The organism is Arthrobacter sp. APC 3897 (assembly GCF_030407495.1).
Taxonomy (GTDB): domain Bacteria; phylum Actinomycetota; class Actinomycetes; order Actinomycetales; family Micrococcaceae; genus Arthrobacter_B.
This window is the reverse complement of sequence record NZ_JASDDG010000021.1, coordinates 1-26,761: the sequence shown is the minus strand read 5'-3', so window position 1 is coordinate 26,761 and position 26,761 is coordinate 1. Positions and strand designations below refer to the sequence as shown.

The 26,761-nt window shown below is 65.4% G+C and carries 27 protein-coding genes; 23 read left to right on the top strand and 4 right to left on the bottom strand.

Annotated elements, in window-relative coordinates; genetic code table 11:
- Nucleotides 1–10 precede the first annotated feature (10 nt).
- The 19 genes from ftsH to dhaM all read left to right on the top strand — a co-directional run bounded on the left by ftsH (nt 11) and on the right by dhaM (nt 17,555).
- Complete coding sequence (gene ftsH / locus QMA10_RS11290; protein ID WP_290168430.1) at nt 11–2,125, top strand: ATP-dependent zinc metalloprotease FtsH; 2,115 nt, start codon at nt 11–13, stop codon at nt 2,123–2,125.
- 97 nt (nt 2,126–2,222) lie between these two features.
- Complete coding sequence (gene folE / locus QMA10_RS11285; RefSeq protein WP_290168513.1) at nt 2,223–2,813, top strand: GTP cyclohydrolase I FolE; 591 nt, start codon at nt 2,223–2,225, stop codon at nt 2,811–2,813.
- Between the two features lie 11 nt (nt 2,814–2,824).
- On the top strand, nt 2,825–3,730 hold the full coding sequence (gene folP / locus QMA10_RS11280) for a dihydropteroate synthase (RefSeq protein WP_290168428.1): 906 nt from the start codon (nt 2,825–2,827) through the stop codon (nt 3,728–3,730).
- A 4-nt stretch (nt 3,731–3,734) separates the two neighbouring features.
- Complete coding sequence (gene folB, locus QMA10_RS11275) at nt 3,735–4,145, top strand: dihydroneopterin aldolase (protein ID WP_290168425.1); 411 nt, start codon at nt 3,735–3,737, stop codon at nt 4,143–4,145.
- The gene (gene folK, locus QMA10_RS11270; protein WP_290168423.1) at nt 4,142–4,639 is read left to right on the top strand and encodes a 2-amino-4-hydroxy-6-hydroxymethyldihydropteridine diphosphokinase; all 498 of its coding nucleotides are present in this window, start codon (nt 4,142–4,144) and stop codon (nt 4,637–4,639) included. Before folB ends, folK begins: the two co-directional genes overlap by 4 nt.
- 8 nt (nt 4,640–4,647) lie before the next feature.
- Nucleotides 4,648–5,157: a DUF3180 domain-containing protein gene (locus QMA10_RS11265; RefSeq protein ID WP_290168421.1), complete on the top strand. Its 510-nt coding sequence runs from the start codon at nt 4,648–4,650 to the stop codon at nt 5,155–5,157.
- On the top strand, nt 5,150–5,662 hold the full coding sequence (locus QMA10_RS11260; RefSeq protein ID WP_290168419.1) for a PH domain-containing protein: 513 nt from the start codon (nt 5,150–5,152) through the stop codon (nt 5,660–5,662). The genes QMA10_RS11265 and QMA10_RS11260 overlap by 8 nt, the downstream gene beginning before the upstream one ends.
- Nucleotides 5,659–7,260 carry a PH domain-containing protein gene (locus QMA10_RS11255; protein WP_290168417.1) on the top strand — a complete coding sequence of 534 codons (1,602 nt, stop codon included), beginning with the start codon at nt 5,659–5,661 and terminating at the stop codon, nt 7,258–7,260. The genes QMA10_RS11260 and QMA10_RS11255 overlap by 4 nt, the downstream gene beginning before the upstream one ends.
- Nucleotides 7,247–8,167, top strand: coding sequence for a DUF2520 domain-containing protein (locus tag QMA10_RS11250; protein ID WP_290168415.1), 921 nt, complete (start codon nt 7,247–7,249; stop codon nt 8,165–8,167). The genes QMA10_RS11255 and QMA10_RS11250 overlap by 14 nt, the downstream gene beginning before the upstream one ends.
- Complete coding sequence (gene panC / locus QMA10_RS11245) at nt 8,164–9,120, top strand: pantoate--beta-alanine ligase (RefSeq protein WP_290168414.1); 957 nt, start codon at nt 8,164–8,166, stop codon at nt 9,118–9,120. Before QMA10_RS11250 ends, panC begins: the two co-directional genes overlap by 4 nt.
- Before the next feature lie 147 nt (nt 9,121–9,267).
- Nucleotides 9,268–10,722, top strand: a complete 1,455-nt coding sequence (gene lysS / locus QMA10_RS11240; RefSeq protein ID WP_290168512.1) for a lysine--tRNA ligase — start codon at nt 9,268–9,270, stop codon at nt 10,720–10,722.
- Nucleotides 10,723–10,725: 3 nt separating this feature from the next.
- A complete protein-coding gene (locus QMA10_RS11235) occupies nt 10,726–10,908 on the top strand; it encodes a hypothetical protein (RefSeq protein WP_290168412.1) in 183 nt (60 codons plus the stop codon).
- Between the two features lie 96 nt (nt 10,909–11,004).
- Entirely contained in the window at nt 11,005–11,331 is a 327-nt protein-coding gene (locus QMA10_RS11230) for an Lsr2 family protein (RefSeq protein ID WP_290168409.1), read from the top strand.
- A 123-nt stretch (nt 11,332–11,454) separates the two neighbouring features.
- Nucleotides 11,455–13,962 carry an ATP-dependent Clp protease ATP-binding subunit gene (locus QMA10_RS11225; RefSeq protein WP_290168406.1) on the top strand — a complete coding sequence of 836 codons (2,508 nt, stop codon included), beginning with the start codon at nt 11,455–11,457 and terminating at the stop codon, nt 13,960–13,962.
- Nucleotides 13,963–14,101: 139 nt separating this feature from the next.
- A complete protein-coding gene (locus QMA10_RS11220; RefSeq protein WP_290168404.1) occupies nt 14,102–14,614 on the top strand; it encodes an amino-acid N-acetyltransferase in 513 nt (170 codons plus the stop codon).
- A 159-nt stretch (nt 14,615–14,773) separates the two neighbouring features.
- Nucleotides 14,774–14,950, top strand: coding sequence for a CsbD family protein (locus QMA10_RS11215; RefSeq protein ID WP_290168402.1), 177 nt, complete (start codon nt 14,774–14,776; stop codon nt 14,948–14,950).
- Between the two features lie 195 nt (nt 14,951–15,145).
- Nucleotides 15,146–16,144: a dihydroxyacetone kinase subunit DhaK gene (gene dhaK / locus QMA10_RS11210; RefSeq protein ID WP_290168400.1), complete on the top strand. Its 999-nt coding sequence runs from the start codon at nt 15,146–15,148 to the stop codon at nt 16,142–16,144.
- Nucleotides 16,145–16,146: 2 nt separating this feature from the next.
- Complete coding sequence (gene dhaL / locus QMA10_RS11205; protein ID WP_290168399.1) at nt 16,147–16,788, top strand: dihydroxyacetone kinase subunit DhaL; 642 nt, start codon at nt 16,147–16,149, stop codon at nt 16,786–16,788.
- Nucleotides 16,785–17,555 carry a dihydroxyacetone kinase phosphoryl donor subunit DhaM gene (dhaM, locus tag QMA10_RS11200; protein WP_290168398.1) on the top strand — a complete coding sequence of 257 codons (771 nt, stop codon included), beginning with the start codon at nt 16,785–16,787 and terminating at the stop codon, nt 17,553–17,555. Before dhaL ends, dhaM begins: the two co-directional genes overlap by 4 nt.
- A 26-nt stretch (nt 17,556–17,581) precedes the next feature.
- Here the strand turns inward: dhaM and QMA10_RS11195 are convergent, their stop codons facing one another.
- On the bottom strand, nt 17,582–18,565 hold the full coding sequence (locus QMA10_RS11195) for an A/G-specific adenine glycosylase (RefSeq protein ID WP_290168395.1): 984 nt from the start codon (nt 18,563–18,565) through the stop codon (nt 17,582–17,584).
- A gap of 87 nt (nt 18,566–18,652) precedes the next feature.
- Here QMA10_RS11195 and QMA10_RS11190 point away from each other — a divergent pair, with 87 nt between their 5' ends.
- The gene (locus QMA10_RS11190; RefSeq protein WP_290168393.1) at nt 18,653–19,342 is read left to right on the top strand and encodes a hypothetical protein; all 690 of its coding nucleotides are present in this window, start codon (nt 18,653–18,655) and stop codon (nt 19,340–19,342) included.
- An 88-nt stretch (nt 19,343–19,430) separates the two neighbouring features.
- Here QMA10_RS11190 and disA read toward each other — a convergent pair whose 3' ends face one another.
- The 3 genes from disA to QMA10_RS11175 form a co-directional block, all read right to left on the bottom strand.
- Nucleotides 19,431–20,507, bottom strand: coding sequence for a DNA integrity scanning diadenylate cyclase DisA (gene disA / locus QMA10_RS11185; protein WP_290168392.1), 1,077 nt, complete (start codon nt 20,505–20,507; stop codon nt 19,431–19,433).
- 130 nt (nt 20,508–20,637) lie between these two features.
- Complete coding sequence (gene radA / locus QMA10_RS11180) at nt 20,638–22,005, bottom strand: DNA repair protein RadA (RefSeq protein WP_290168391.1); 1,368 nt, start codon at nt 22,003–22,005, stop codon at nt 20,638–20,640.
- A 56-nt stretch (nt 22,006–22,061) separates the two neighbouring features.
- Nucleotides 22,062–23,192 (bottom strand): FUSC family protein, encoded by a 1,131-nt coding sequence (locus QMA10_RS11175; RefSeq protein ID WP_290168390.1) that lies wholly within the window; start codon nt 23,190–23,192, stop codon nt 22,062–22,064.
- A gap of 265 nt (nt 23,193–23,457) precedes the next feature.
- On the opposite strand from QMA10_RS11175, the gene pstS reads away from it, so the two are divergent.
- The 3 genes from pstS to pstA all read left to right on the top strand — a co-directional run.
- Nucleotides 23,458–24,582 (top strand): phosphate ABC transporter substrate-binding protein PstS, encoded by a 1,125-nt coding sequence (gene pstS, locus QMA10_RS11170; RefSeq protein ID WP_290168388.1) that lies wholly within the window; start codon nt 23,458–23,460, stop codon nt 24,580–24,582.
- A gap of 217 nt (nt 24,583–24,799) precedes the next feature.
- Nucleotides 24,800–25,732, top strand: coding sequence for a phosphate ABC transporter permease subunit PstC (gene pstC / locus QMA10_RS11165; RefSeq protein ID WP_104053572.1), 933 nt, complete (start codon nt 24,800–24,802; stop codon nt 25,730–25,732).
- A partial coding sequence (pstA, locus tag QMA10_RS11160) for a phosphate ABC transporter permease PstA (RefSeq protein WP_290168385.1) occupies nt 25,732–26,761 on the top strand: 1,030 nt, incomplete at its 3' end. The genes pstC and pstA, both read left to right, overlap by 1 nt.

Sequence of the window (26,761 nt, the reverse complement as noted above, 5' to 3'; positions counted from 1 at the left end):
CTGACGACGAATGAAATCTAAGAACTTCTTCAAGGGACCGGGCATTTGGATCATCCTGGCACTGGCCCTTTTGGTGCTCATTCTTCCCACCCTTTCCCCCAACGGGGCAACCCAGGTGGACACGAGCGTGGGCCTGCAGCTGCTCAAGGACCAGAAGGTTGAGCAGGCCAAGATTTATGACGGTGAACAGCGCGTTGACCTGACTCTGCGCGGCGACGACCCCGAACCCGCCAAGAACGTCCAGTTCTACTTCGGCACGGCCCGCGGCGATGACATTGTCGAGGCCGTCAACGATTCCGGTGCCGCCGGCTTCACCGACCAGCCGGTGCAGACCAACTGGTTCACCAGCTTCCTCGGACTGTTCCTGCCCTTCATCATCATCGGTGTCATCTTCTGGTTCCTGCTCTCCCGCATGCAGGGCGGCGGTTCGCAGGTCATGAAATTCGGCAAGTCCAAGGCCAAGCTGACCAATAAGGACATGCCGCAGGTCACCTTCGCCGACGTCGCCGGAGCTGACGAAGCCGTGGAGGAACTGCACGAAATCAAGGAGTTCCTGCAGGACCCGGCCAAGTTCCAGGCCGTGGGCGCCAAGATCCCCAAGGGCGTGCTGCTGTACGGCCCTCCCGGTACCGGTAAGACCCTGCTGGCCCGCGCGGTGGCAGGCGAAGCCGGAGTGCCGTTCTACTCCATCTCCGGTTCCGACTTCGTGGAAATGTTCGTGGGTGTGGGTGCCTCCCGCGTCCGGGACCTCTTTGAGCAGGCCAAGTCCAACGCCCCGGCCATCATCTTTGTGGACGAGATCGACGCCGTCGGCCGTCACCGCGGCGCCGGCGTGGGCGGCGGCAACGACGAGCGCGAGCAGACCCTGAACCAGCTGCTGGTCGAGATGGACGGCTTTGACGGCAATACGAACGTCATCCTGATTGCCGCGACCAACCGTCCCGACGTGCTGGACCCCGCACTGCTGCGGCCGGGCCGCTTCGACCGCCAGATCGGCGTCGAGGCACCGGACATGCAGGGCCGCCTGCACATCCTGCAGGTCCATGCCAAGGGCAAGCCGATGGCCGAGGGCATAGACCTGGAAACCGTGGCCCGCAAGACTCCGGGCTTCACCGGTGCGGACCTCGCCAACGTGCTCAACGAAGCGGCGCTGCTGACGGCACGCTCCAATGCGCAGCTGATCGATGACCGCGCACTGGATGAAGCCATTGACCGCGTCATTGCCGGCCCGCAGAAGCGCAGCCGCGTGATGAAGGAACTCGAGCGCAAGATCACCGCGTACCACGAGGGTGGACACGCCCTGGTGGCGGCCGCTCTGCGGAACACGGACCCGGTCACCAAGGTGACCATCCTGCCGCGCGGCCGTGCCCTCGGCTACACCATGGTGCTGCCGCAGGATGACAAGTACTCGGTGACCCGCAACGAACTGCTGGACCAGCTGGCCTATGCCATGGGCGGCCGCGTTGCTGAGGAGATTGTCTTCCACGACCCCTCCACCGGCGCTTCCAACGACATCGAGAAGGCCACTGCCACGGCCCGGAAGATGGTCACCCAGTATGGGATGAGCGAGCGGATCGGTTCCGTGAAGCTCGGCTCCGGCGGGGGAGAGCCCTTCCTGGGCCGGGACATGGGCCAGGAACGGAACTACTCCGACCAGGTTGCCTACGTGGTGGATGAAGAAGTCCGGCGCCTGCTGGACAACGCCCACGATGAGGCGTACCAGATCCTGACCGAGAACCGGGACGTCCTGGACCGGCTGGCCCTGGAACTGCTGGAGCGCGAGACGCTGAACCAGGCTGAAATTGCCGAGGTCTTCTCCGACGTGCGCAAGCGCGGCGTCCGCGAAGTGTGGCTGTCCAAGCCCACCCGCCAGGTCCACAGCCTGCCGCCGGTGGTCTCCGCCAGGGAACGCCGTGAAGCGGCGGCCAACGGGCAGCCGGATCCGGGCACCGTCTCCCCGCAGGACCAGATTGCGGACGCTGACCTGCCCCAGGACTTTGATGTGTCCGGCAACGGGCTCCCGCAGCCCGGGGGCACCGGATCCGGGCACCCCGGCCAGGGCGGCACGGGCGGGACAGCCGGGCGCACTGACGATACCGGCGCCCCGGACCAGAACACCCGATAGCAGCGAACGGCGGCCCGGCACTGAGGTGCCGGGCCGCCGTCGTTCCGAACAGTCACGGTAGGATCAAGCAGTGACGGATTTCGACGATGAACTGACAATGGAGAACCTCTCCGTTCCCCCGGCCCCCGTGGACCAGCCCCGCATCGAGAAGGCGATCCGCGAGATCCTTTTGGCGATCGGCGAGGATCCCGACCGCGACGGGCTGCAGGACACCCCCAAGCGCGTGGCGAAATCCTACGCAGAGATCTTTGCCGGGCTGCACCAGGACCCCGCTGACCTGCTCGCCACCACCTTTGCGATCGAGCACGAGGAGATGGTGCTGGTCAAGGACATTTCCTTCTTCTCCACCTGCGAACACCACCTGGTGCCCTTCCACGGCACTGCCCACATTGGCTACATCCCGTCGCAGGAAGGCCTGGTGACCGGGCTCAGCAAACTGGCCCGGCTGGTGGAGGTCTATGCCCGCCGCCCCCAGGTCCAGGAACGGCTGACCACGCAGATCGTGGAAGCTTTGATGGACAACCTCAACCCGCGCGGCGCCATAGTCGTCATTGAATGCGAACACCTGTGCATGTCCATGCGCGGGGTCCGCAAGCCCGGCGCCAAGACCGTTACCTCCGCCGTGCGCGGCCAGCTGCGTGAAACGGCTACCCGCGCCGAGGCCATGAGCCTCATCCTCGGACGTTAGGAAGTCTGCCCATGGATTCACTCGCAGCTTCACCTGGAACCGGACCGGCCACTTCTCCGCTGAAGATCCTGCGTCCGGCCGGGACAACGCGGCGGTTCCGGGACCTTCCCGCCGGCCGCACACTGGTGATGGGAATCCTGAACGTCACCCCGGATTCCTTCAGCGACGGCGGCCGGTTCAGCGAGACCGGCGCAGCAGTCGATGCCGGATTGAAAATGTATTACGGCGGCGCCGACATTATTGACGTGGGCGGGGAGTCCACCCGCCCCGACTCCGTGCGGGTAAGCCCCGAAGAGGAACAGGAGCGCGTCCTCCCAGTGGTGGCTGCCCTGGCCGGTGCCGGCGTCCCGGTCAGCGTTGACACCATGAACGTCTCCACGGCGGAAAAAGCCATTGCCGCCGGCGCCTGCCTCATCAACGACGTGTCCGGCACGGAAGTCGATCCGGAAATGCCGGCACTGGTGGCCCGCACCGGCGTCCACTACGTCCTGATGCACAGCCGGGGCGCGGTCCGCAGCGCCGATCCGCGTGCGGCCTACCACTCGGTGGTTGACGAGGTTATTTCCGAACTCGAACAGATCCGGGAAATGTTCTACGCGGCCGGAGTTGCCCCGGAGCAGATCATCATTGATCCCGGATTGGGCTTCTCCAAAGACGGTTCCGCCAACTGGGAACTGCTGCGCGCTGCCGACCGCCTGAACGCCATGGGTCACAGAGTGCTGATCGGTGCCTCCCGGAAACGTTTCCTGGGTTCGCTGCTGACCCGTGACGGCGAGCCGGTGCCGCCGGTGGAGCGTGACAGCGCCACGGCGGCCGTCACCGCGCTGGCTGCCTTCTCCAACGCCTGGTGCGTGCGCGTGCACAACGTCGGCCCCAGCATCGACGCCGTCAAGACCGCTGCCGCCTGGAAAGGCTGACCCCATGAACACCCCCAATACTGACGACGTACAGGCCGCTGTGCGCGGCGTCCGCGACACCATCACCCTGACCGGGATCACCGCGCAGGGTTTCCACGGTGTCTTCGAAGAGGAACGCCGCAACGGACAGCCGTTTGTGGTGGACCTCGTGCTGCATGCGGACCTGCAGCCGGCCGGACTCAGCGATGATCTCACCAGGACCGCCCACTACGGCATCCTTGCCGAGCAGGTGGCGGCCATCATCAGCGGTGAGCCCCTGAACCTGATCGAAGCACTGGCCGAACGTATTGCCGCGGCCGTCCTGGACGGCTTCGCGGGCGTAGAGGCCGTGGAAGTAACAGTGCACAAGCCGCAGGCACCCATCACGGTTCCGTTTGGTGATGTATCGGTGACCATCCGCCGGAGCCGGTCATGAGCGCCGCTCCCGTGACCGCCGTCCTGGCACTGGGCAGCAACCTCGGTGAGAGCCGAGATACACTCTCCGACGCCGTCGCCCAGCTGGCTGACCATCCCGGTGTGCGCCTGCAGGCGGTGTCCCCGGTGGTCCGCACCCGTCCCGTGGGGGGCCCGGACCAGCCGGATTACCTCAATCTCGTCATATCCGTGGAGACGGACCTCGCCCCGCATGACCTGCTGGCGCACTGCCAGGCGGTGGAAAACGCCCACCACCGCGTCCGCGAGGTGCGCTGGGGTCCGCGGACGCTCGACGTCGACATCATCACCTACGGCGACACGGTGCTTGACGACGAAACCCTGACCCTGCCCCATCCCCGCGCCTCGACCCGGGCCTTTGTGCTCCAGCCCTGGGCCTGGATGGACCCGGACGCCGTGCTTTCGGGTACCCGCGTGGCTGAACTGGCGGCCAGGGCCGAAGACCTGCCCGGCCTGGAAATCTTCGAAGGGGACTGATCCTCACCGTGGGAAGCATCCGATACCGCTGGCTGGCTGTCTTTGCCCTCGCATCCGGCGTTGCCGGCTGGCTGATCAACGACTGGGCAACCCGCAACTCCCTGCCCCCGGCAGTCCTGAGCATCTTCGGGCTGCTGACCGTCGTGCTGATATCGGGAGCCACGCTCGTCCTCGGGCTGCGGGTGCGGCGCTGGCAGCAGGGCCGGCGCGACCGCGAGCTGAACCCGATCGCCGCCGCCCGGACGCTCGTCCTGGCCCAGGCCACTGCCTACGCCGGTTCGCTGCTTCTGGGCTGGCACGCAGGGGTTTTCATCCAGCAGCTTCCGCTGTGGTCGCTGCGTCCGGGACATCCGGCCACCTGGGGATCATTGGCTATGATCGCCGGAGGGATCCTCATGATCTCCGTCGGGCTCCTGGTGGAACGCTTCTGCCGGCTTCCGCCGGATGATTCCCACGGGCGCGGCACCGCTGCCCGCCCGGATGACGCAGATGAACGGGAAGACGGAGAATATGCCTAGCGAAGCCATTGACCCGGACGGCCTGTCCTGGGAGCACATCTCGCCCAGGTACCTTACGGTCCGCCTCACCGGCTGGGCGGTGGAAGCCGTCCTCACAGTGGCCGCGGCCTGCCTTCCCCTCATCCTGCGAAGCATCGGGGCCTGGACCTGGGTTCCGGACTGGCTCGCCTGGGGGCTTCCCGCTGTGGTCGCGGCCGCGTATCTCTGGCGCGGGATTCTGCTGCCGCGGCAGGTCCGTGCGGTCTGCTACGCGGAACGCAACGAGGACTTCCTGCTGCGGCGCGGCATCTTTTTCCAGCGCACCCTCGTGGTTCCGTACGGCCGGATGCAGTATGTGGACGTCACCGTGGGCCCGCTTGAGCGGGCTTTCGGGTTGTGCTCCGTCAAACTGCACACTGCCGCACCGGGCACCAACGCCGTGCTGCCAGGCCTTCCCGCCGCCGAAGGCGCACGGCTGCGGGAGCACCTGTCCGAACGCGGCGAAACGCAGTTGGCCGGACTGTGAGCATCCCGCACAACGGGGAATGGTCCCGCGTCCATCCGGTGTCACCGCTGGTGCGCGGATGGATTGCACTGGCCGCGATCGCCTTCGTCATTGGCCGGAACTGGTTCGAGGAGACCGCCGGCTTCCGCGGCGACAACAACTCAGCACCGGGAAACCCGCTTGACGGTACCGCCCTGCTCATTGCTGCGGGCATCCTCGCCGGGGTCCTGCTGATCCTGGCCGGCATCTTTTTCCTGTCCTGGTGGTTCACCCGCTACCAGGTCACCGATGACCACGTCCGGGTCCATTCCGGCGTGGTGTTCCGCAAACAGCGCCAGGCCCGCCTGGACCGGGTGCAGGCCATCGACATTGTCCAGCCGCTTTTGGCGCGGCTGTTCGGCCTGGCTGAACTGCGCTTTGAGGTTGCCGACGCCGGAGAATCCGCGGTCCAGCTGGCCTACCTGAAACTCAACGATGCGCAGCGGCTGCGGGCCCTGCTCCTGGGCCGTGCCTCCGGTGCCGGCAGCGATACCGGGGCCGGTGCTGTCCCCCCAACAGGCGGCACGGAAGCCGGTTCCGACGACGCCGGCGCCGAGGACAGTCCCGGCGGGACCGGAACCGGCCCCGCCGGCGGTACCTTTGTTCCCGGTCACCTCGAGGCACCCGAGCAGCCCGTCCTGGAACTGCGGCCGGGACGGGTCATTGCAGCCACCCTGCTCTCCGGCACCACCCTGTTCCTGCTCTTCGGCATTGCCGTGGTCCTGGCGATCACCGTTGCCACCTCAGAGGCGATTAGCCTGGCCATCATGCTGCCCATCCTCTTCGGCACTGCGGGCGGATACTGGACCGAATTCTCCACGTCCTTCAATTTCCGCGCCTCGGTCTCCCGGGACGGCATCCGGCTGCGCTACGGCCTGCTGGACACCCGCACCCAGACCGTACCTCCCGGCCGGATCCAGGCAGTGTCCGTCACACAGTCACCGCTGTGGCGGCTCACCGGGTGGTACCGCGTGTCGGTCAATGTGGCAGGCTACGGTGCCGGCACCACCTCCGACACCCAGGCCCGGACAAAGCTCCTGCCCGCAGGGACGCTGGCCGAAGTGTTTGCCGTCCTCGCCCTCGTCCTGCCCGAGCCTGGCACCGACCGCCCCGTGGATGTCTTTACGGCCGGCATCACCGGACGGGACGGTGCCGGCGGATTCATCACGACGCCGCGCCGGGCCCGCTGGATTGCTCCGCTGGCCTGGCGCCGCAACGGCTACGCCCTGACGGACACTGCACTGCTCATCCGCAGCGGAGCGCTCTGGCGGGTCCTTTCGGTGGTGCCGCATGAACGCACGCAGTCCATCGCCCTGGAGCAGGGCCCGCTCCGCCGGCGCTTTGGCACCACTGACCTGATCCTGCATTCCACCCCCGGCCCGGTCCGTCCGCACGTGCGGAAAATCGACGACGGCGACGCGCGCACACTGTTCCTCGAACAGGCAGTCCGGGCACGCGACGCCCGGCGCAGGGACCGCACCGGCCGGTGGAACAGCTCCGGCGGCGCCCCGGCACCCGGGCCCTCACCACACCTTTCCCCTGAACCGGTTTCCAAGGAGTACCCCCATGAACAGCTCTGAGATGAGCACCGCCGACAAACGGCGGCGAGGCCGGCTCGGTATCGGCGTGATCGGCGCCGGCCGGGTTGGAGCCGTCCTGGGTGCGGCCCTGCGCGCGGCCGAGCACGCCGTCGTCGGGGTTTCCGCAGTGAGCGAGGAGAGCCGTGAGCGCGCGGCCAACCTGCTGCCCGGCGTACCGGTCATGGACATCCCGGACATTGTGGAACGTTCCGAACTGGTGCTCCTTGCCGTTCCGGATGACGCCCTGGGTCCGCTGGTTTCCGGACTCGCGGCCACCAATGCCTGGCAGGCCGGTCAGCTGGTTGCCCACACATCGGGGCGCTTCGGCACGGAGATCCTGGAACCTGCCCGCCGGGCCGGTGCCATTGGGCTGGCCCTGCATCCGGCCATGACATTTACCGGCATGAGCCTTGACCTGACCCGGCTGGCTGACTGCTCCTTCGGCGTGACCGCCCCTGCTGCCGTACTGCCCATCGCCCAGGCCCTGGTAGTGGAGATGGGTGCCGAACCCGTGGTCATCGATGAAGCGGACCGGGTCAACTATCACCTGGCACTGGCGCATGCCTCCAACCACCTGGTCACCATTACAGCCCAGTCCACCCAGCTGCTGAAGGACATCGGGGTGGAGAATCCGGACCGGCTGCTGGGTCCGCTCATGCGTGCTTCGCTGGAAAACGCCCTGGCCTCCGGAGAACATTCCCTGACCGGACCCGTAGCCCGCGGCGACGCCGGAACCGTGACCGCGCACCTGGCGGAAATGTCCGCCGGGGACAGCGCCGACATGCGGGATACCTACCGGGCCCTGTCCCTGGCCACGGCCCTGCGGGCCATGGACCGCGGCCTGCTGAGCGAAGCCCGCGGCAAGGCCGTCATTGACGCCCTGACCCGGGATGCGGACGAACAGTGAGCACGCCGCGGCTGCTGCGCACCGCAGCGGAACTGAAATCTGCCATCGCTGAGGCGCTCGCGTCAAAGGGCGGGGCCGGGGCCGACGCCGGAAACGCCACCGGGCAGCGTCCCTTGAGTTTGGGTCTGGTCCCCACCATGGGTGCCCTGCACCAGGGCCACCGCTCCATGATGGACGCGGCGCGGGCCGAGAACGACGTCGTCGTTGCCACGGTGTTCGTCAATCCGCTGCAGTTCAACGATCCCGAGGACCTGCGCCGGTATCCGCGCACCCTCGAAGCGGATCTAAAACTGCTGGGCGACGCCGGCGTGGACCTGGTCTTCGCACCCGCCGAGGAGGAGGTGTATCCGGGGGGACCGCCGCTCGTGCGGGTGAGCTCCGGAGAACTAGGGGCACGCTACGAGGGTGCCTCGCGGCCCGGGCATTTTGACGGCGTGCTGACCGTGGTGGCCAAGCTCCTGCACTATGCGTCCCCCACCGCGTCCCCCGCCGCGGCAGGCGGGACCCCGGTCCGCTACCGGGCCTACTTCGGACAAAAGGATGCCCAGCAGCTGGCGCTGATCCGCCGGATGGCGGCGGACCTGAGCTTCGACGCGGACATCAAAGCCGTTCCCGTTGTCCGGGCGCCGGACGGACTGGCTGAATCCAGCCGCAATGTGTTCCTGGACCCGGAGCACCGCCGCGCCGCAACGGTGCTTTCCCGCGCCCTGTTTGCCCTGCGGGACCGGGTCTCGGCCGGCGCGCCCCCGGACCTGGCTGCCGCCGTCGCCCTGGTGGAAGCGGAGCCGCTGGTGAAACTGGATTACTTCGACATTGTGGATCCGCAGACACTGCAGCCGCTCGCGTCCCTGGACCGTCCGCTGGACAGACCGGCGCTGGCGCTCCTGGCGGCGCAGGTTGGCTCCGTGCGCCTGATCGACAACCTTCCGCTGGAGCTCTCTGGAAACAGCTAAACCATCCTGCTGTGCGCCCGCCGCGAACAAGCTGGGTGCCGGCCGTAAACCCAAGCTGTGCGGCTCTGTAAACTTAAGGGTGTGACCACATCTAACTCCGTTCCCGGATCCACTCCCGTTCCCGAAGCAGCCGACACGTCCGAGCAGATGCGCATCCGTGCAGAGAAGCGGGCGCGTCTCATTGCCGGCGGCGCCGAGGCCTACCCGGTGGGTGTGGAACGCACGCACTCCCTGAAGGAGATTCGGGAAAAGTTCGGACACCTGCAGGCGGATGAGACCAGCGGTGAAATTGTCGGTGTCACCGGCCGCGTCGTCTTCATCCGCAACACGGGCAAGCTGTGCTTCGCTACCCTTCAGGAGGGGAACGGCACCCGCGTCCAGGCCATGCTGAGCCTGGCCGTCGTCGGAGAAGAGTCACTTGCCGGCTGGAAGGCGCTCGTGGATCTTGGTGACCACGTATTCATCCGCGGCGAAGTCATCTCCTCGCGCCGCGGCGAGCTCTCCGTCATGGCCGAGTCCTGGTCCATGGCCTCCAAGGCCCTGCGCCCCCTGCCGGTGCTGCACGCCGGACTGAACGAGGAGACCAGGGTCCGGCAGCGCTACGTGGACCTGATGGTCCGTGAGGAAGCCCGGGACATGGTGTACAAGCGCGCAGCCATCATCCGCGGGGTCCGGGACACCCTCCACAACCACGGGTACGTGGAAGTGGAAACTCCCATGCTGCAGCTGATCCACGGAGGTGCGGCGGCGCGCCCGTTCGAAACACACCTCAATGCCTTTGACCAGAAAATGACCCTGCGCATTGCCACCGAGCTGTACCTTAAGCGGGCGGTTGTCGGCGGCATTGAACGGGTCTTTGAACTGGGACGTATTTTCCGCAATGAGGGTGTGGACTCGACGCACAGCCCCGAATTCACCACGCTGGAATGCTACGAGGCATACGCGGATCAGTACGTGATGGCAGACCGCATCAAGGAGATTATCCTGCACTGCGCTGATCTTGTGGGCAGCCGTCAGATCGAGACCGAAGCCGGGACGATTGATTTGGACGGTGAGTGGAAGTGGCTGTCCGTTTACCCGGGCCTTTCCGAGGCCGTCGGCGAGGAAATCACGCCCGACACCAGCGCCGAGACGCTACGTGCAATTGCCGAAAAGCATGAAGTCAAGGTGGATCCGAGCTGGGATGCGGAAAAGCTCGTGGTTGAGCTCTTTGGCGAGATTGTCGAACCGAAGCTGATTCAGCCGACTTTCGTGTATGACTACCCGCCGTCCGCTCAGCCGCTGGCCCGGCCTAACCGGAATGACCCCCGCCTTATCGAAGCCTGGGACCTGATCATCGGCGGCATGGAGCGCGGCACCGCATTCTCGGAGCTCATTGACCCCGTGATTCAGCGCGAGCGTCTCACCGCCCAGTCCCTTAAGGCTGCGGGGGGCGACGATGAAGCGATGGCCCTTGACGAGGACTTCCTCCGTGCCCTTGAATACGGTGCACCGCCCATGGGCGGCATCGGGCTGGGAATTGACCGGCTCGTGATGCTTTTCACGAACACAGGTATCCGGGAAACAATTTTGTTCCCCCTCTTAAAGCCGGAAATGGGTTAGACCATGGAATATATCGAAGTTCTGCTGCCCTCAGTTTGTGTCGGAGCTCTCTTTTATTTTGTGATGAAGGCCCTTCTGAACGTTGATCGCTCAGAGCGGAAAGCACTGGCTGAAGCGGAACGGGAAGCCGATCTTGCTGCCGAACGGGATGGAAATAGCCATGCTCAGGAAAAAGAAAGTAATTAAGATCCTGACTAAGCTTTGACGGGGCATTCAAAATTGCGTCATACTCTAAGTGGTCTCATTCTGTTTTTCCGATTTAACACTGCTTAGGAGCCTGTCATGGCGCAAAAGGTAAAAATCATTCTGGTCGATGACCTCGATGCCGGAAGTGCGGATGAGACCGTACGGTTCGGCTTGGACGGAACCCAGTACGAGATCGACCTGTCCACGGACAATGCAAAGAATCTCCGTGCAGCCCTGAAGCCGTACCTGGACGCAGGCCGCAAGGTGGGCGGCCGCACCGGCCGTCCCCGCGCTGCAGGTTCTGCACGCAGCAACGAAGCGGCGCAGATCCGTGAATGGGCCCGCAATAACGGATACACCGTTTCAGAGCGCGGACGCGTAAACAGCGAAATCATCGAAGCGTACCGAGCCGCGCAGGGCTAAGGCCCGGCAGGGGGCTCCCGGGGAACCATATCCGGCGCCGGGGTCACGCCTACGGCGAACATGCTCCTTAAGCACGCGCAGGACACGTAGCATCGAAATACGCGTTAGCTAGGAGTGTGCCTCATGTTTGAAAGATTTACCGACCGTGCCCGTCGCGTTGTCGTGCTTGCCCAAGAAGAGGCTCGCATGCTCAACCACAACTACATCGGCACCGAGCACATCCTGCTCGGGCTCATTCATGAGGGTGAAGGTGTCGCAGCTAAGGCCCTTGAATCCCTGAGTATCTCGCTCGGTGCCGTGCGTGAGCAGGTGCAGGAGATTATCGGTCAGGGCCAGCAGGCCCCGTCCGGCCACATCCCCTTCACCCCGCGCGCCAAGAAGGTCCTTGAGCTCTCCCTCCGGGAAGCCCTCCAGCTTGGCCATAACTACATCGGCACCGAGCACATCCTGCTCGGACTGATCCGTGAAGGCGAAGGTGTGGCCGCGCAGGTGCTGGTTAAGCTTGGTGCTGACCTGAACCGGGTGCGCCAGCAGGTCATCCAGCTGCTCTCGGGATACCAGGGGAAAGAGCCTGTCACCTCCGGCGGACAGCAGCAGGAAGGCCAGCCGGCAGGTTCGGTTGTCCTGGACCAGTTCGGCCGCAACCTCACCCAGGCTGCGCGCGAGTCCAAGCTTGATCCGGTGATCGGCCGCGAGCACGAGATGGAACGGGTCATGCAGGTCCTGTCCCGCCGCACCAAGAACAACCCTGTTCTTATTGGTGAGCCCGGCGTCGGCAAGACGGCAGTCGTTGAGGGACTGGCCCAGGCCATTGTCCGCGGCGACGTTCCGGAAACCATCAAGGACAAGCAGCTGTACACGCTTGACCTGGGATCCCTCGTGGCCGGCTCCCGCTACCGCGGTGACTTTGAGGAACGCCTGAAGAAGGTCCTCAAGGAAATCCGCACCCGCGGCGACATCATCCTGTTCATTGATGAGATCCATACCCTCGTGGGCGCCGGTGCCGCTGAAGGCGCCATTGATGCGGCTTCCATCCTGAAGCCGATGCTGGCCCGCGGAGAACTGCAGACCATCGGTGCCACCACCTTGGATGAGTACCGCAAGCACATCGAGAAGGATGCGGCTCTGGAGCGGCGTTTCCAGCCGATCCAGGTCAATGAGCCTTCCGTAGCGCACTCCATCGAAATCCTGAAGGGGCTGCGGGACCGCTACGAAGCGCACCACCGCGTGTCCATCACGGATGCCGCGCTGACTTCCGCCGCAACCCTGGCGGAGCGCTACATCAGCGACCGGTTCCTTCCGGACAAGGCCATTGACCTGATCGATGAAGCCGGTGCCCGGCTGCGGATCCGCCGCATGACGGCTCCGCCGGAGCTCAAGGAGATCGATGAGCGCATCTCTGCGCTGAAGCTGGAAAAGGAATCAGCCATCGATTCCCAGGACTTCGAAGGTGCTGCCAACCTGCGGGACAAGGAGCAGAAGCTCCATGACCAGCGGGCTGAAAAGGAGCGCCAGTGGAAGTCCGGCGGCCTGGATGACATTGCCGAGGTGGATGAGGAACTCATCGCCGAGGTGCTGGCCAATTCCACCGGTATCCCCGTGGTCAAGCTCAACGAAGAAGAATCCACGCGCCTGCTCAAGATGGAAGACGAGCTGCACAAGCGCGTCATCGGTCAGGATCAGGCGATCAAGTCCATCTCGCAGGCCATGCGCCGTACGCGGGCTGGACTCAAGGATCCCAAGCGCCCGGGCGGTTCCTTCATCTTCGCCGGTCCCACCGGTGTGGGTAAGACCGAACTTGCCAAGGCGCTGGCGGAATTCCTCTTTGGTGATGAAGATGCACTCATCACGCTGGACATGTCCGAATACTCCGAGAAGCACACCGTTTCCCGGCTCTTCGGTGCCCCTCCGGGCTATGTCGGCTACGAAGAAGGCGGGCAGCTGACCGAAAAGGTTCGCCGCCGTCCGTTCTCCGTGGTGCTGTTCGACGAGGTGGAAAAGGCCCACGCGGACCTCTTCAACTCGCTGCTTCAGATCCTCGAAGACGGCCGCCTGACAGACAGCCAGGGCCGCGTGGTGGACTTCAAGAACACCATCATCATCATGACCACCAACCTGGGTACCCGGGACATCTCCAAGAGTGTCTCCACCGGTTTCCAGTCCGGCACCGACACGAAGACCGGTTACGACCGGATGCGGGCACGGGTCACGGAGGAACTGCGTCAGCACTTCCGTCCCGAGTTCCTGAACCGTGTTGATGACACGGTGGTCTTCCCGCAGCTCACGCAGGAGGAGATTGTTCAGATCGTGGATCTGTTCCTGGAACGCCTGGGCAAGCGCCTGGCGGACAAGGGCATGACCATCGAGCTGACTCCTGCTGCCAAGGTCCTGCTAGCCACCCGCGGCTACGATCCCGCCATGGGTGCCCGGCCGCTGCGCCGGACCATCCAGCGCGAGATCGAGGACCAGCTTTCCGAAAAGATCCTGTTCGGGGATCTGAAGCCCGGTGAACTGGTGTCCGTGGACGTGGAGGGCGAAGGAGACGACGCCACCTTCACGTTCGTGGGACACGGCGTTCCCAAGGCCCTCGAAGAGGCACCGTCTGCCATCGAGGCGGGCGTCGGCGACTAGCCGACTGAGCAGTGTGAACAGTTGAAAGGACCCGGCGGGCATTGAGCCCGCCGGGTCCTTTCACGTTTCGGGATCTTTCCATTGCGCGCGTTGACAGCCGTTTTGCGGGTGGGCGTGCGTGCAGTCCTAGACTGGACCGGTGACTTCCACCGCCATCACTGTCCGCCGGGCCCGCACCTCCGATGTTCACCGCATTCGTTCCCTCGTGGCACCCCTGGCCGAGGAGCGGATCCTGGTGGCGAAAGAAGCCGTTGCCTACTACGAGGGGCTGCAGGAGTTCCGGATCGCGGAAGCGCCCGACGGTGAGGTGGTTGGCTGCGGTGCGCTGCACGTTATGTGGGAGGACCTCGCCGAGGTGCGGACCCTGGCCGCAGACCACCGCTGGCGCGGACGCGGAGTAGGGCATGTCCTGCTGGATTCCCTGCTGGCGGATGCCGTGGAGATTGGCGTGGAACGTGTCTTCTGCCTGACCTTTGAGGTGGACTTCTTCCGCCGCCACGGATTCGAGGTCATGGCCAACCAGTCGGCCGTGGATCCGGAGGTTTACTCCGAACTGCTGCGCTCCCACGACGAGGGAGTGGCCGAGTTCCTGGACCTTGCGCGGGTCAAGCCCAACACTCTGGGGAACACCCGGATGATCCGCACCCTGTAGCGACGCCGCTGCGGCGGGTGTTCGCAGTCAGGGGAACTGATCTTCATGAGCTGGCCTTTTCCTCCTGCAGGTGGATAAGCTCAGGGTACTTAGCATCATTCACGGTTCGGCAAGACGGCAGATGCCGGGCGAACCACGATCAGAAAGCGGGTTCCAGTTATGGGCGCAGATGACAAGGTGCAGAATTCAGCCGAGAAGCTTGGCGGCAAGATCAAGGAAGGCCTCGGCAAGGCCACCGGCAACGAGAGCATGGAAGCTGAAGGACACGGGGACCAGGCCAAGGGCAGTGCCAAGCAGGCCGGCGAAAACGTCAAGGATGCCTTCAAGGGCAAGTAAGACTTCTTAGGACGTAACACGTCCGAGAAGCAGCGGGAGGGGCATGGTGCCCCTCCCGCTGCTGTTTAAACGGTCCCCATGATCGCCTGTCCAACGCTCAGTCCCGGGGGTAGGGTCGAAGATGTCCTGACCCCGTCCACCCCGGTGCCGCCGCGTCGTCTGTACGGGCCGTTGCGTTGAAGGAGCTGCTCAAAGATGAAGAAGCTAATCAATGACCCGCGCAGGGTTGTCTCCGAGTCCCTCGCCGGATTTGGGCTGGCCCACCATAACTTGGTTCGCGTCCGCACGGACCCTGATCTTGTGCTGCGGCGGGAGCCCTCACGGGACAAGGTGTCCCTGGTTTCCGGCGGCGGCAGCGGACACGAACCGCTGCACAGCGGCTACGTGGGCACCGGCATGCTGGACGCGGCAGTCCCCGGAGCGGTGTTTACGTCCCCCACCCCGGATCAGATCCTCCCTGCCATCACTGAAACTGACACCGGCGCCGGAGTCCTGCTGATCGTCAAGAACTACACGGGCGACATCCTGAACTTTGAGACCGCCGCTGAACTGGCGCAGGCGGAGGGCATCACGGTAGCCACTGTGGTGGTGAACGACGACGTCGCAGTGGAGGATTCGCTCTACACGGCGGGCCGCCGCGGAGTAGCCGGAACGGTCCTGGTGGAACGGATCGCGGGCGGGGCGGCGGAACGGGGAGACACCCTGGAGCAGGTGGCCGCGGTGGCGGAACGGGTCAATGCCAATGTCCGGTCCATGGGCGTGGCCCTCGCCTCCTGCACCGTTCCCCACGCCGGGGAACCAAGCTTCACCCTGGCGGAGAATGAAATAGAGCTGGGGGTGGGCATCCACGGCGAGCCGGGCCGGCGTCGGATGCCCATGGCGGATGCCAACACCATCACGGACCAGCTGCTGGAGCCGGTTCTGCAGGATCTGGGAGCCTCGTCCGGGGATCCAGTGCTCCTGTTCGTGAACGGGATGGGCGGAACCCCTCTCAGTGAGCTGTACATTGTCTACCGCCGGGCAGCGCAAGTGCTGGCCGAGCGCGGCATCCGGGTTGAACGTTCCCTGGTGGGAAACTACATCACGGCCCTGGATATGCAGGGCGCCTCGGTGACGGTGCTGCGGCTGGACAATGAAATGACGGAACTTTGGGATTCGCCGGTCAACACACCGGCCCTGCGATGGGGGATGTAACCATGTCACTGGACGCAGCATGGGCAGACCGGTGGATGCGCACGGCAGCCGCAGCCATGGCCGAGAACCGGCAGCATCTGATCGATCTGGACCGGGACATCGGTGATGCGGACCATGGCGAGAACATGGACCGCGGTTTCTCTGCGGTGGTGGAGAAGCTGGACGCGGAGGGGACGCCGGCCACGCCGGGCGAAGTGATGAAGCTTGCCGCGATGACCCTGATGTCCAAGGTTGGCGGGGCAGCGGGACCGTTGTACGGCACGGCTTTCCTGCGGGCCGCCACGGCGGCCGGGCAGGCACTGGACCTGGAACCGGAAACCCTGGTGACGGTCCTTGCTGCTGCAAGGGACGGGATTGTTGCCCGCGGGAAAGCCGAAGTGGGGGACAAAACCATGGTGGATGCCTGGACGCCCGCAGTAGAGGCCGCCCAGACAGCAGCCGGCGCCTCGGCTTCACCGGCCGAAGTGCTTGCTGCCGCGGCAAACGGCGCCCGGGCGGGGCTAGCCGGTACTGAACCGCTGATAGCCCGCAAAGGCCGGGCCAGCTATCTTGGAGAGCGCAGCGCGGGCCACCTTGATCCCGGTGCGGCTTCAACAGTCCTTATCCTGCAGGCTGCGGCCCAAACGGCGGAAGAGGGCTCATGAGTGTTGGACTGGTGATCGTTTCACACAGCGCCAAACTCGCTGACGGTGTCCGGGAACTGGCGGCCCAGATGGCGCGGGACGTCACGATCGAAACGGCCGGAGGTACGGACGACGGCGGAATCGGCACCAGCCTGGAGAAAATCTCCGCTGCCATTGCCGCGGCGGACTCCGGTGACGGGGCACTGCTGCTTGCCGATTTGGGATCAGCGGTTATGACCGCGGAAACGGCAGTGGAATTCCTCGAAGACGAGCAGCGGGCACGTGTACGCCTGGCAGATGCGCCGCTGGTTGAAGGAACCGTGGCAGCGGCAGTGGCAGCCCAAACGGGGAGGAGCCTGCAGGCAGTGCTGCAGGAGGCCGAGTCGGCGGGAAGAATTCCGGGGCCGGGCAGCACCGGCGACCCGGGCACCGGGAATTCCGGAACCGCCCCCGCAACCGGAACCGAACCTGAAACCGGTACCGGGGAAACCGACGATGCCGGTGCAGGGGATTTTGGTCCCGGTGATCCCGGGGTTCACTCCGGTTCGTGGGAACTCATAAACCCTGCGGGACTCCACGCCCGCCCGGCTGCGGCCGTGGCCCAGGCTATGTCCGACCTGGATGCGGAGGTGCGCATCAACGGAGTGGACGCCAAGTCAGTGATGATGCTGATGACGCTCGGATTGGGACAGGGAAAAACCCTGACCGTGACGGCACGCGGGCCTGACGCTGCCCGGGCGGTGGACATGATGGCACTCGAAGTCCGCAACGGTTTCGGCGAGATCTAGTCCGGCGGGCCCGGCGGCTGCCGCGGTCAGGCGGGAAGCTGCAGTCCGGCGTCGTTTTCTTCGGCCAGCTTGTCTGCCAGCAGGCCTGCCAGTGCGCGCTCCAGCTGTTCGGCGGGTGCCTGCAGGGCGCGCAGTTTGGCCAGTGCGGCTGCTTCCGTCCCTGCGGCGGCATCCGCAGCGTCCCTTGCGGAGTTGCCGGGCGCGGCTGTCACCAAATCCGCCGGGCCAAGGAGCGTCTTCCGGGGCACCGGCCCCCGGGCGTACCGCAGAACGGCCATGAGGGCGCCGCGGACCTGCCGGTCGGTGCCGGCCCAGGCCTGTCCTTTCGGGACGTACTCGGGGGCGGGTTCTCCTGCCGCCAGCCAGGCGCACCGCTCCCGCACCGGACACGCTGCGCACTTGGGGGATCGGGCAGTGCACACGAGGGCCCCCAGCTCCATGACGGACGCGTTCCAGGCGACGGAGGCGGCGTCATCCCCGGGCAGCAGTGCCGCGGCCAGGCGCATTTCGGCGGCATTCAGCGCCGGCGCAGGCAGCGCTTTGCCGGAAAGTGCCCGGGCATGGACCCGGCGGATGTTGGTGTCCACTACGGTTTCCCTGCGGCCGAAAGCAAAGGAAGCCACCGCCGCAGCGGTGTAGGTGCCCACTCCGGGCAGGGTCAGGAGTTCCTCCCGGGTGGCGGGTACAGAACCGCCGAAGCGGTCCGTCATGGCGGTGGCAGCGGCATGCAGCCGAAGTGCTCGCCGGGGGTACCCCAGCCGGCCCCATGCGCGAACCGCTTCCCCGCTCGGCTCCGCAGCCAGCGCGGACGGTTCAGGCCAGCGCTTCATCCACTGCTCCCACACCGGCAATACCCGCACCACGGGGGTCTGCTGAAGCATGATTTCACTGACGAACACACCCCACGGGCTGCACTCGGGACGCCGCCACGGCAAATCGCGTGCATTAGCCGTAAACCAGCTGATGATTTCCGTATGCAGCTGCGGCGCCTGCTGCAGGCCCGGTTCCATGCATTCTCCCTCGGTTATGACCAGCAATACTCTACTAACCGGCGTGGTGCGGCAGGTAATCCGGGGCCGGTTACCTAGCCTTAAGTCATGGTTGGGAACGAAACATCTAACAGGGCTCCAGAGCGGCCCAGCGCGGCGGTCTACCGGAGGCGCAGGATTGTCGCAGGAATCCTGGTGCTCCTGGTCCTGACAGGCCTGATCGCAGGCATCACCGCCGCGGTCAAGATGCTCCAGGGAGACAACAGTGCTTCCGCCTCGGAAACAACAGAGGAAGCCACTCTTCCCGGCCCGGACAACCAGCAGCCCGGAGCGGCGCCGGCCACCGGTACGGCTGCTCCGACCTCTCCTGCTCCCAGCCCGGCAGCTACGGCCAGCGCAACCGCCGCACCGGAGCCGTGTCCGCCGGCCTCCGTGGGAGTCAGCGCCACTACCGACGCCTTGAGCTATGCAGCCGGCGTTTCGCCGGTGCTGACCATGACGGTCACCAACACCGGGACGGAAGCCTGCGCCGTCAATGTGGGGACCAGCCAAATGGAGTTCATCATCACCAGCGGGCCGGACCGGATCTTCTCCTCTGTTGACTGCCAGCAGGCCGGGGAGGACCTGTTCAAGACCATCAAGCCCAACAGCGTGGAAACGGCAAAGTTCAACTGGGAACGCCAGCGCTCGGCCCCCGGATGCGCGGATGTTCCCAGCAACCCCAACCCGGGAACCTACTCGTTCACCGCGCGCCTGGGGGACATCAGCAGCGAACGGACCACCTTCGAGCTGGAGTAACCGGGCTTCGAGCGGGAGGGACCGGCCCGCCGGATGGTAGACCCGGTGCCCGGCCGCTGCATGAACGGCCCGTTACATGAACCGCCCGTTACATGAACCGGTCGAGCAGGCTGGTCTCGGCAATGCGTGAGAGCCCCTCGCGCACGGTGCGGGCGCGCTGCTCGCCGATGCCGTCCACCGTCATCAGGTCATCAATATTGGCGGCCATGAGGTTCTGCAGGCCGCCGAAGTGGTCCACCAGCCGGTTGGAGACCGCCGGCGGCACTGACTTGATGTTGCTGAGCAGCCGGTAGCCGCGCGGCTGCACCACGGCTTCCAATGAATCCTGGCCGGGCTGGAACCCCACTACTGCGGCGATTTTGGCCAGGTCAACTATGTCGGAGGAGCTGAGGTTCTGCAGCGTGGCCACCTGGTCATCCGGCCGCTGGGTGCCGTCCTGCAGGTCAGCGTAGTCCCGGACAATCATCTCGCTGCCCGGACCCAGGCCGGCGGTGAGTTCCTCGAGCTGCAGCGACAACAGGCGGCCGTCCACCCCGAGCTCGAGGACATACTGGGAGATTTCCTCGGAAATGCGGCGCACCATTTCCTGGCGCTGCAGGGTGACAGCCACATCCCGGACCGTGACCATGGCTTCGATTTCCAGGGCGGACAGGGAATTGGTGACCTGGTCCAGACGCGCCCGGTAGCGCTCAAGCGTGGCCAGAGCCTGGTTGGCGCGGGCCAGCATCGGCTCGGAACCTTCCAGCACATGGCGCAGTCCGCCCACGTAGAGCTGGATGATCTGCATGGACTGGCTGACTGAGATGACCGGAAAACCGGTCTCGATGGCTACGCGTTCCGCGGTGCGGTGCCGGGTTCCGGATTCGTGCGTTTCGATGGTGTGGTCCGGCACCAGCTGCACTGCTGCACGCAGAATGGTCTTGGCGTCCTTGTCACAGACAATGGCACCGTCCATTTTGGCCAGTTCCCGCAGACGGGTAGGTGAAAAATCGATGCCGATATCGAATCCGCCGGAGCAGATGGAATCAACGGTCCGGTCAAAGCCCATGACGATCAGGGCACCGGTGCGGCCGCGCAGAATGCGCTCCAGACCATCGCGGAGCTCGGTTCCGGGTGCTACCCGGGCCAGGGTGGCCTTCAATGAATCTTCGGGACTTCGTGCCACGGTCACTTCCTTCCGGCCGTCGGGCCCACTGACGTTCTGGGCGGACAATGCACAGACACTTTCCCTATAGTAGTGGTCCCGCACGGGACAATGATCACCTTTGTGCCGTCCGCCGCAGGTGTGCTCCGTCCTAGAACAAGAGCTTGAGTGCCTCCGTCAGGGTGGAGACCTCCCGGACGTGGAAACCCGCCGGAACCGCACCGGGGCCGTTGGGGGAAGCCGGTACCACCGCGTGCGTGAAACCGAGGCGTTCCGCTTCCTGGATCCGCCGTGCAATGCCGGGGACGGGCCGCACCTCTCCGGCCAGGCCAACCTCTCCGAAGGCAATCAGCTGGGCAGGAAGGGGTTTGTTCATCTTTGCGGATGCGACGGCAAGGGCCACTGCCAGATCGGTGGCCGGCTCGCTGAGCTTGACCCCGCCCACTGTGGCCACGTAGCTGTCATCCTTGGCCAGATTCATGGACGCCCGCTGCTGCAGCACCGCCAGGAGCATGGCGACCCGAGAAGAATCCAGTCCGCTGGTGGCGCGCCGGGCCTGAGCGTTGCTGGTTTCGGCCAGCAATGACTGGACCTCGGCCACCAGCGGCCGCTTCCCTTCCAGCGTGACGGTAATGCAGGTGCCGGACACGGGTTCCTTGGTCCGGGACACAAACAGTCCGGAGGGGTCCGCGAGGCCCACAATGCCCTCTTCCGTCAGGTCGAAGCAGCCCACTTCATCGGTGGGGCCGTAGCGGTTTTTCACGGCCCGCAGCAGGCGCAGGCGGGAGTGCCGGTCGCCGTCGAACTGGCAGACCACATCCACAAGGTGTTCCAGCAGCCGGGGGCCGGCGATGGAACCGTCCTTGGTCACGTGCCCCACGAGCAGGGTGGTCATGTTCCGTTCCTTGGCCGCCGCAATCAGGGAGGCTGCCACTTCGCGGACCTGGCTGACCCCGCCGGCGCTGCCGTCCACGGCGGAGCTGCTCAGGGTCTGCACGGAGTCGACGATCAACAGGGCGGGCTTGACCTGTTCCACCTGGCCCAGGGCCTGGCCCAGATCGGTTTCAGCGCTCAGGTACAGAAAATCCGACACCGCACCGATACGCTCGGCACGCAGTTTTACCTGCGCCGTGGATTCTTCACCGGTGACGTACAGGACATCCCGTCCGAGGTTCCCCACCTTGGCCGCCACATCCAGCAGAAGCGTGGATTTTCCGACCCCGGGTTCACCGGCCAGGAGGATAACGGCACCCGGGACCAGTCCGCCGCCCAGAACGCGGTCCAGCTCATCCACTCCCGTGGCCTGATAGGCGGCGGTGGTGGAGTCCACGTCCGCAATGCGCTGCGCCGGGCGGGTAACGGTGGCAGCAGCAGTGGTTCGGGCAATGACTTCCCCGGCTTCCTCCACGGTGCCCCACGCCTGGCATTCACCGCAGCGGCCCACCCACTTGGCGGTGGTCCAGCCGCACTCGGCACAGCGGTAGTTGGCGGTTTTTGCGCGGGTTGTCTTTGTGGCCATAAAAACAGGCTATCCCGCCGCACTGACACGTCCGCGCCGCAGCCCGGGCCCGGTGATCACACTTCGGACAGGCAGCTCACTGCTTCCTCGTGGGTGAGTCCCGTGGACTCGAGCAGATCCACCACAAGCGGCCGGAAAAGCATGATCAGCGCGTCCCCCTGAATGTTGGTGATGCCCAGGGAGCCGGGGTTCAGCTGCGAACCGACGGCGGTAAGTTCATTGCGTGCCTGGCGAAGGTGCCTTTCCCTCGTCCCCGCGGACTCACCGCCGGCCAGTGCGCGGGCGAGGATGTCGACGGCGTCGGCCGTATCGTTCACCACCTCGGTAACCCGTTCGATGGCCTCGTCATCGAGTGCTGCGTGATTGATGACCGACGTGGTGCGGCGGGCAAAGACGCGGCTGTTGCGCACTGCCAGGTCCAGGTAACCGATGGACCCCCGCAGGTCCCCCAGTTCCGCCAAATGCCGCCGGTAGGCCGGGGATATCCGGGCAATCTCGCGGGCATCGCGCACGCTGCGGGTGAGCAGGTCCAGCTGGGGCTGCGTGTTGCGGGCGCGCACCAGGGCGTGCCAGGCAATGGTGGAGTCACTTTTCGCCACGGCGTCGGCGCATTGGCGCAGCACCGCGGAGAGCTCGTGCAGCAGGTCGCGGACGTTCGCCTTCGGTTCCCGCCGGGGATCGCGCGGAGCCAGCATGGTGACCAGGAGGGCAAACAGCCCGCCCACCACGGCATCGGCGCTGCGCGTGAACACGCCGCCGTCCGGGGCGGGCAGCAGGACCACCAGCAGCGACTGCAGGCCCAGCTGGGTGGTAAAGATGACGCCGCGGTCCAGGAAGCGGGCCAGCATGACAGAGAAGAAGAGTACGACGGCGGCCTGCCACAGTCCCGTGCCCAGCACATGCAGCAGGAGTTCACCGATGGTGATGCCCAGGGTGCAGCCAATGCCAACCTCCAGCACCCTGCGGGTACGCGGCTCCCGGGAAAAGCCCAGCGAAATGAGTGCGGCAGTGGCCGCGAAGAGCGGGCCCTCATGGCCGAGCACATACTCGGCAAAGCCGTAGGCTCCCACGGCGCAGATGGTCATCTGCAGGGCGGGAATGATCGAGTCGCGGCTTCGGCGCAGCCCAACGTTGACCCGGTTGCGCAGGAACCCCCGGCTTTGGGCAAGGCGGTCGCGTGGGGGCATGCCAACAGTCTAGGGGGCACGCGGTGCGGCCTCCATCCCGGAAGCGTCTGTGACGCGCTTCGGAGCCGGGCAGATCCGGCGGGGCAACACCCGCAGCACGTTGATACAGGTATGCCGGACAGAGTTTCCTGCGCCGCTTGTCCCCGTTCACCTTTCGTTAACCTTCTCCGTCCACCATCGGTGGAGGGACGGCAAGACGTCCCGGTGTGCCGGCACGTGCCGGGGCGCCTGCTCTACGGAAAACGAGCCCTTGAAAGGGGCAGACGTGTCGGTAATTCGCATTGTTCGTTCCGCAGCCCTGCTGTCAGCCGCCGCTCTCGCCTTGTCGGCGTGCGGCAGTGACAGCGCCATCACCCCCGCCGGCGGCAGCACGCCGTCGTCCTCATCGGAAAGCGCCCTCTCCGGGACGCTTTCCGGCTCCGGTGCCTCCTCCCAGGACTCCGCGATGCAGGCCTGGATAGCGGGCTTTACCGCAGCAAACCCGGACGCCGCCGTGCAGTACTCTCCGGACGGATCGGGTGCAGGACGCAAGGCACTGCTCGCCGGTGGAGTGCAGTTTGCCGGTTCGGATGCCCATTTGAAGGACGAGGAGGTGGGAGCCTCCATCGAGGCGTGCGGGCCGGACGGAGCGCTGCACATTCCCGCCTACATCTCGCCCATCGCCATCGCCTTCAACCTGGACGGCGTGGATGAACTCAACCTGGATGCCGAGACGGTTGCAGGCATTTTCCGCGGCGACATCAGCACGTGGAATGACCCCGCGATCGCCGGCCAGAATGAGGGCACCGAGCTGCCTGACACTCCCATCACCGTGGTCCACCGCTCCGACGAGTCGGGAACCACCGAGAATTTCACAGAGTACCTCGCGGCTGCAGCGCCGGCCGTCTGGACAAGTGAGGCCAGCGGTGAATGGCCGGCGGAGCTGGACGGCCAGGAGAATGCACAGGGCACCAGCGGCGTTGTCTCCGCTGCCGGCGCCACTGACGGAGCCGTCACCTACGCGGATGCCTCAGCAGTCGAGGGCATGGGCACTGTCGCCGTAAAGGTTGGCGAAGAGTACGTCCCCTACAGCTCAGAGGCCGCGGCGAAGGCCGTGGAAGCCTCCACGCCGGTGACCGGCGAGGGCCGCCCCGAGGCTGACATGGCCATGGATTTGGTCCGTGACACCACGGAATCCGGCGCCTACCCCGTGGTCCTGGTCTCCTACCACATCTACTGCACAACCTACCCGGATGCTGACACCGTTGATTTGGTGAAGGCCTTCGGCTCCTACGTGGTCAGTGAAGAGGGGCAGGCAGCTGCAGCGGACGCGGCAGGCAACGCGGAACTGTCAGGGCCGCTGCGCGAGAAGGCAGAAGCCGCACTGGCGACCATCAGCGTCACCAAGTAGTCCGTGTGCAGGTTCCGGCGGCGGAGCTTCCGGGTGCCGCCGCCGGGCGGGCCTGCCCCGTCCTGTTCGCAGCCCCTCCTGTTCGCAGCCTTCGCCGGGCCGTGGGACAGTAAATGGGGGGGGATTGCAGCGGCAGACTGAAGCACCGTGTCAAAGGGATCAGCGCAGGGTCAGTAGAGTTTAAGAAGTTGCCAGTGAAGAACCGAAGGGTTGTGCAGTGTCCAGCAAGTCCATAGAAGGCACCGGTGGTGCCGGCCGTGCCGGAGACAAGGTGTTCTCCGGAATCACGCTCCTGGCCGGCTGCCTCATCCTTCTTGTCCTGTTTTCCGTGGCTGTCTTCCTGCTCTGGCAGGCGCTGCCCACGTTTACCGCAGATTCAGCGGACATCAGCGGCGGCGAGGGGTTCTTCACCTACATCTGGCCGCTGGTCATCGGTACCGTCATCGCAGCCGCCATTGCGCTGCTGATTGCGACGCCGGTGGGCATCGGGGTTGCGCTGTTCATCTCGCACTACGCGCCGCGCCGCATGGCCCAGGGGCTGGGATACCTCATTGACCTGCTGGCAGCCATCCCGTCAGTGGTCTACGGAGCCTGGGGGATGATGGTGCTCGCACCGGCCCTTGTGGGTCCGTACACGTGGCTGGCGGACAATGCCGGCTGGATCCCGATCTTCTCCGGCCCGGCCAGCCAGACCGGAAAGACCATGCTGACCGCGGGGATTGTGCTGTCAGTCATGGTGCTGCCGATCATTACCTCGCTGACCCGCGAGATCTTTCTGCAAACTCCGAAACTCCATGAGGAGGCAGCCCTGGCCATGGGCGCCACCCGCTGGGAAATGATCCGCATGGCAGTGTTCCCGTTCGCCCGCCCGGGCGTCATCAGCGCCGTCATGCTGGGTCTGGGACGCGCCCTGGGTGAAACCATGGCCGTGGCCCTTGTTCTCTCTTCCGGCGGCCTGATTGCCAGCCTGATCCGTCCGGGCAACCAGACAATCGCTGCGGAAATTGCCCTGAACTTCCCCGAGGCATACGGCCTGCGCCTGTCCGAGCTGATCGCCGCCGGCCTGGTGCTGTTCCTCATCACCCTGGCCGTGAACGTGATTGCGCGCTGGATCATCAGCCGCCATAAAGAATTCTCCGGAGCCAACTGATGCAGACTCAAACACTCAGCCGCCGCCCGGCGACACTGACCAAGAACCAGCTCCCGCCGTACGCAGTGTGGGTGGTGCTGGGAGCCGCGGTCATCCTGGGCGCAGCCCTGTCCGCGCTGATCGGCTTCGGCATTACGAGCTTCACCATCTTCACCGCGGTGATCTTTGTGCTCGGCGCCACCGCCATGACCGGGATCGTCGAAGGACGCCGGCGCGCGGTTGACCGCTTCGCCACCTACCTGATCTGCGGCTCCTTCCTCCTGGCGCTGGTTCCCCTGGTCTCCGTGATCTTCACCGTCCTGTCCAAGGGCCTGGCGGGCCTGAGCCCGGACTTCCTGTTCACCTCCATGGGCGGCATGACCGGCGCCGTGGACAACAACAGTGCCCAGACAGGCGGCCCGGTGCTGGGCGGGGCGTACCACGGCATTGTGGGCACGCTCCTGATTACCCTGTGGGCCACGCTCATTTCGGTGCCGATTGGTCTGTTGACCGCCGTCTACCTGGTGGAGTACAGCAACGGCGGACCGCTGTCCCGGGCCATCACCTTCTTCGTGGACGTCATGACCGGAATCCCGTCGATTGTTGCCGGCCTGTTCGCGGCAGCCTTCTTCGCCCTCGTCTTCGGACCGGGCATGCGCACCGGCTTTGTGGCCGCCGTCGCGCTTTCCGTCCTGATGATTCCCGTGGTGGTGCGTTCCACCGAAGAAATGCTCAAGATCGTACCGAACGAGCTGCGCGAGGCCGCGTATGCCCTGGGGGTGCGCAAGTGGCGCACCATCCTCAAAGTGGTGGTGCCGACGGCGATTTCCGGCATCGCTTCGGGCGTCACCCTGGCCATTGCCCGCGTCATCGGAGAGACCGCCCCGCTGCTGGTCACCGCAGGCTTCGTGAACACCATCAACATGAACGTCTTCGCGGGCTGGATGAGCACCCTGCCCACCTACATTTACCGTCAGCTGATGAGTCCCACCTCGCCCACCAACACCGATCCCAGCACGCAGCGCGCCTGGGCGGCGGCGCTGCTGCTGA

Bases quoted from the DNA above. Each gene is read 5' to 3' on its own strand.
- lysS (WP_290168512.1), top strand. From the start codon at position 9,268: ATGCGCATCCGTGCAGAGAAGCGGGCGCGTCTCATTGCCGGCGGCGCC.
- ftsH (WP_290168430.1), top strand. From the start codon at position 11: ATGAAATCTAAGAACTTCTTCAAGGGACCGGGCATTTGGATCATCCTG.
- QMA10_RS11215 (WP_290168402.1), top strand. From the start codon at position 14,774: ATGGGCGCAGATGACAAGGTGCAGAATTCAGCCGAGAAGCTTGGCGGC.
- QMA10_RS11250 (WP_290168415.1), top strand. From the start codon at position 7,247: ATGAACAGCTCTGAGATGAGCACCGCCGACAAACGGCGGCGAGGCCGG.
- QMA10_RS11230 (WP_290168409.1), top strand. From the start codon at position 11,005: ATGGCGCAAAAGGTAAAAATCATTCTGGTCGATGACCTCGATGCCGGA.
- QMA10_RS11195 (WP_290168395.1), bottom strand. From the start codon at position 18,565: ATGGAACCGGGCCTGCAGCAGGCGCCGCAGCTGCATACGGAAATCATC.
- QMA10_RS11235 (WP_290168412.1), top strand. From the start codon at position 10,726: ATGGAATATATCGAAGTTCTGCTGCCCTCAGTTTGTGTCGGAGCTCTC.
- folB (WP_290168425.1), top strand. From the start codon at position 3,735: ATGAACACCCCCAATACTGACGACGTACAGGCCGCTGTGCGCGGCGTC.
- radA (WP_290168391.1), bottom strand. From the start codon at position 22,005: ATGGCCACAAAGACAACCCGCGCAAAAACCGCCAACTACCGCTGTGCC.
- folP (WP_290168428.1), top strand. From the start codon at position 2,825: ATGGATTCACTCGCAGCTTCACCTGGAACCGGACCGGCCACTTCTCCG.
- QMA10_RS11175 (WP_290168390.1), bottom strand. From the start codon at position 23,192: ATGCCCCCACGCGACCGCCTTGCCCAAAGCCGGGGGTTCCTGCGCAAC.
- QMA10_RS11260 (WP_290168419.1), top strand. From the start codon at position 5,150: ATGCCTAGCGAAGCCATTGACCCGGACGGCCTGTCCTGGGAGCACATC.
- QMA10_RS11225 (WP_290168406.1), top strand. From the start codon at position 11,455: ATGTTTGAAAGATTTACCGACCGTGCCCGTCGCGTTGTCGTGCTTGCC.
- QMA10_RS11190 (WP_290168393.1), top strand. From the start codon at position 18,653: ATGGTTGGGAACGAAACATCTAACAGGGCTCCAGAGCGGCCCAGCGCG.
- dhaK (WP_290168400.1), top strand. From the start codon at position 15,146: ATGAAGAAGCTAATCAATGACCCGCGCAGGGTTGTCTCCGAGTCCCTC.
- dhaL (WP_290168399.1), top strand. From the start codon at position 16,147: ATGTCACTGGACGCAGCATGGGCAGACCGGTGGATGCGCACGGCAGCC.
- folK (WP_290168423.1), top strand. From the start codon at position 4,142: ATGAGCGCCGCTCCCGTGACCGCCGTCCTGGCACTGGGCAGCAACCTC.
- dhaM (WP_290168398.1), top strand. From the start codon at position 16,785: ATGAGTGTTGGACTGGTGATCGTTTCACACAGCGCCAAACTCGCTGAC.
- folE (WP_290168513.1), top strand. From the start codon at position 2,223: ATGGAGAACCTCTCCGTTCCCCCGGCCCCCGTGGACCAGCCCCGCATC.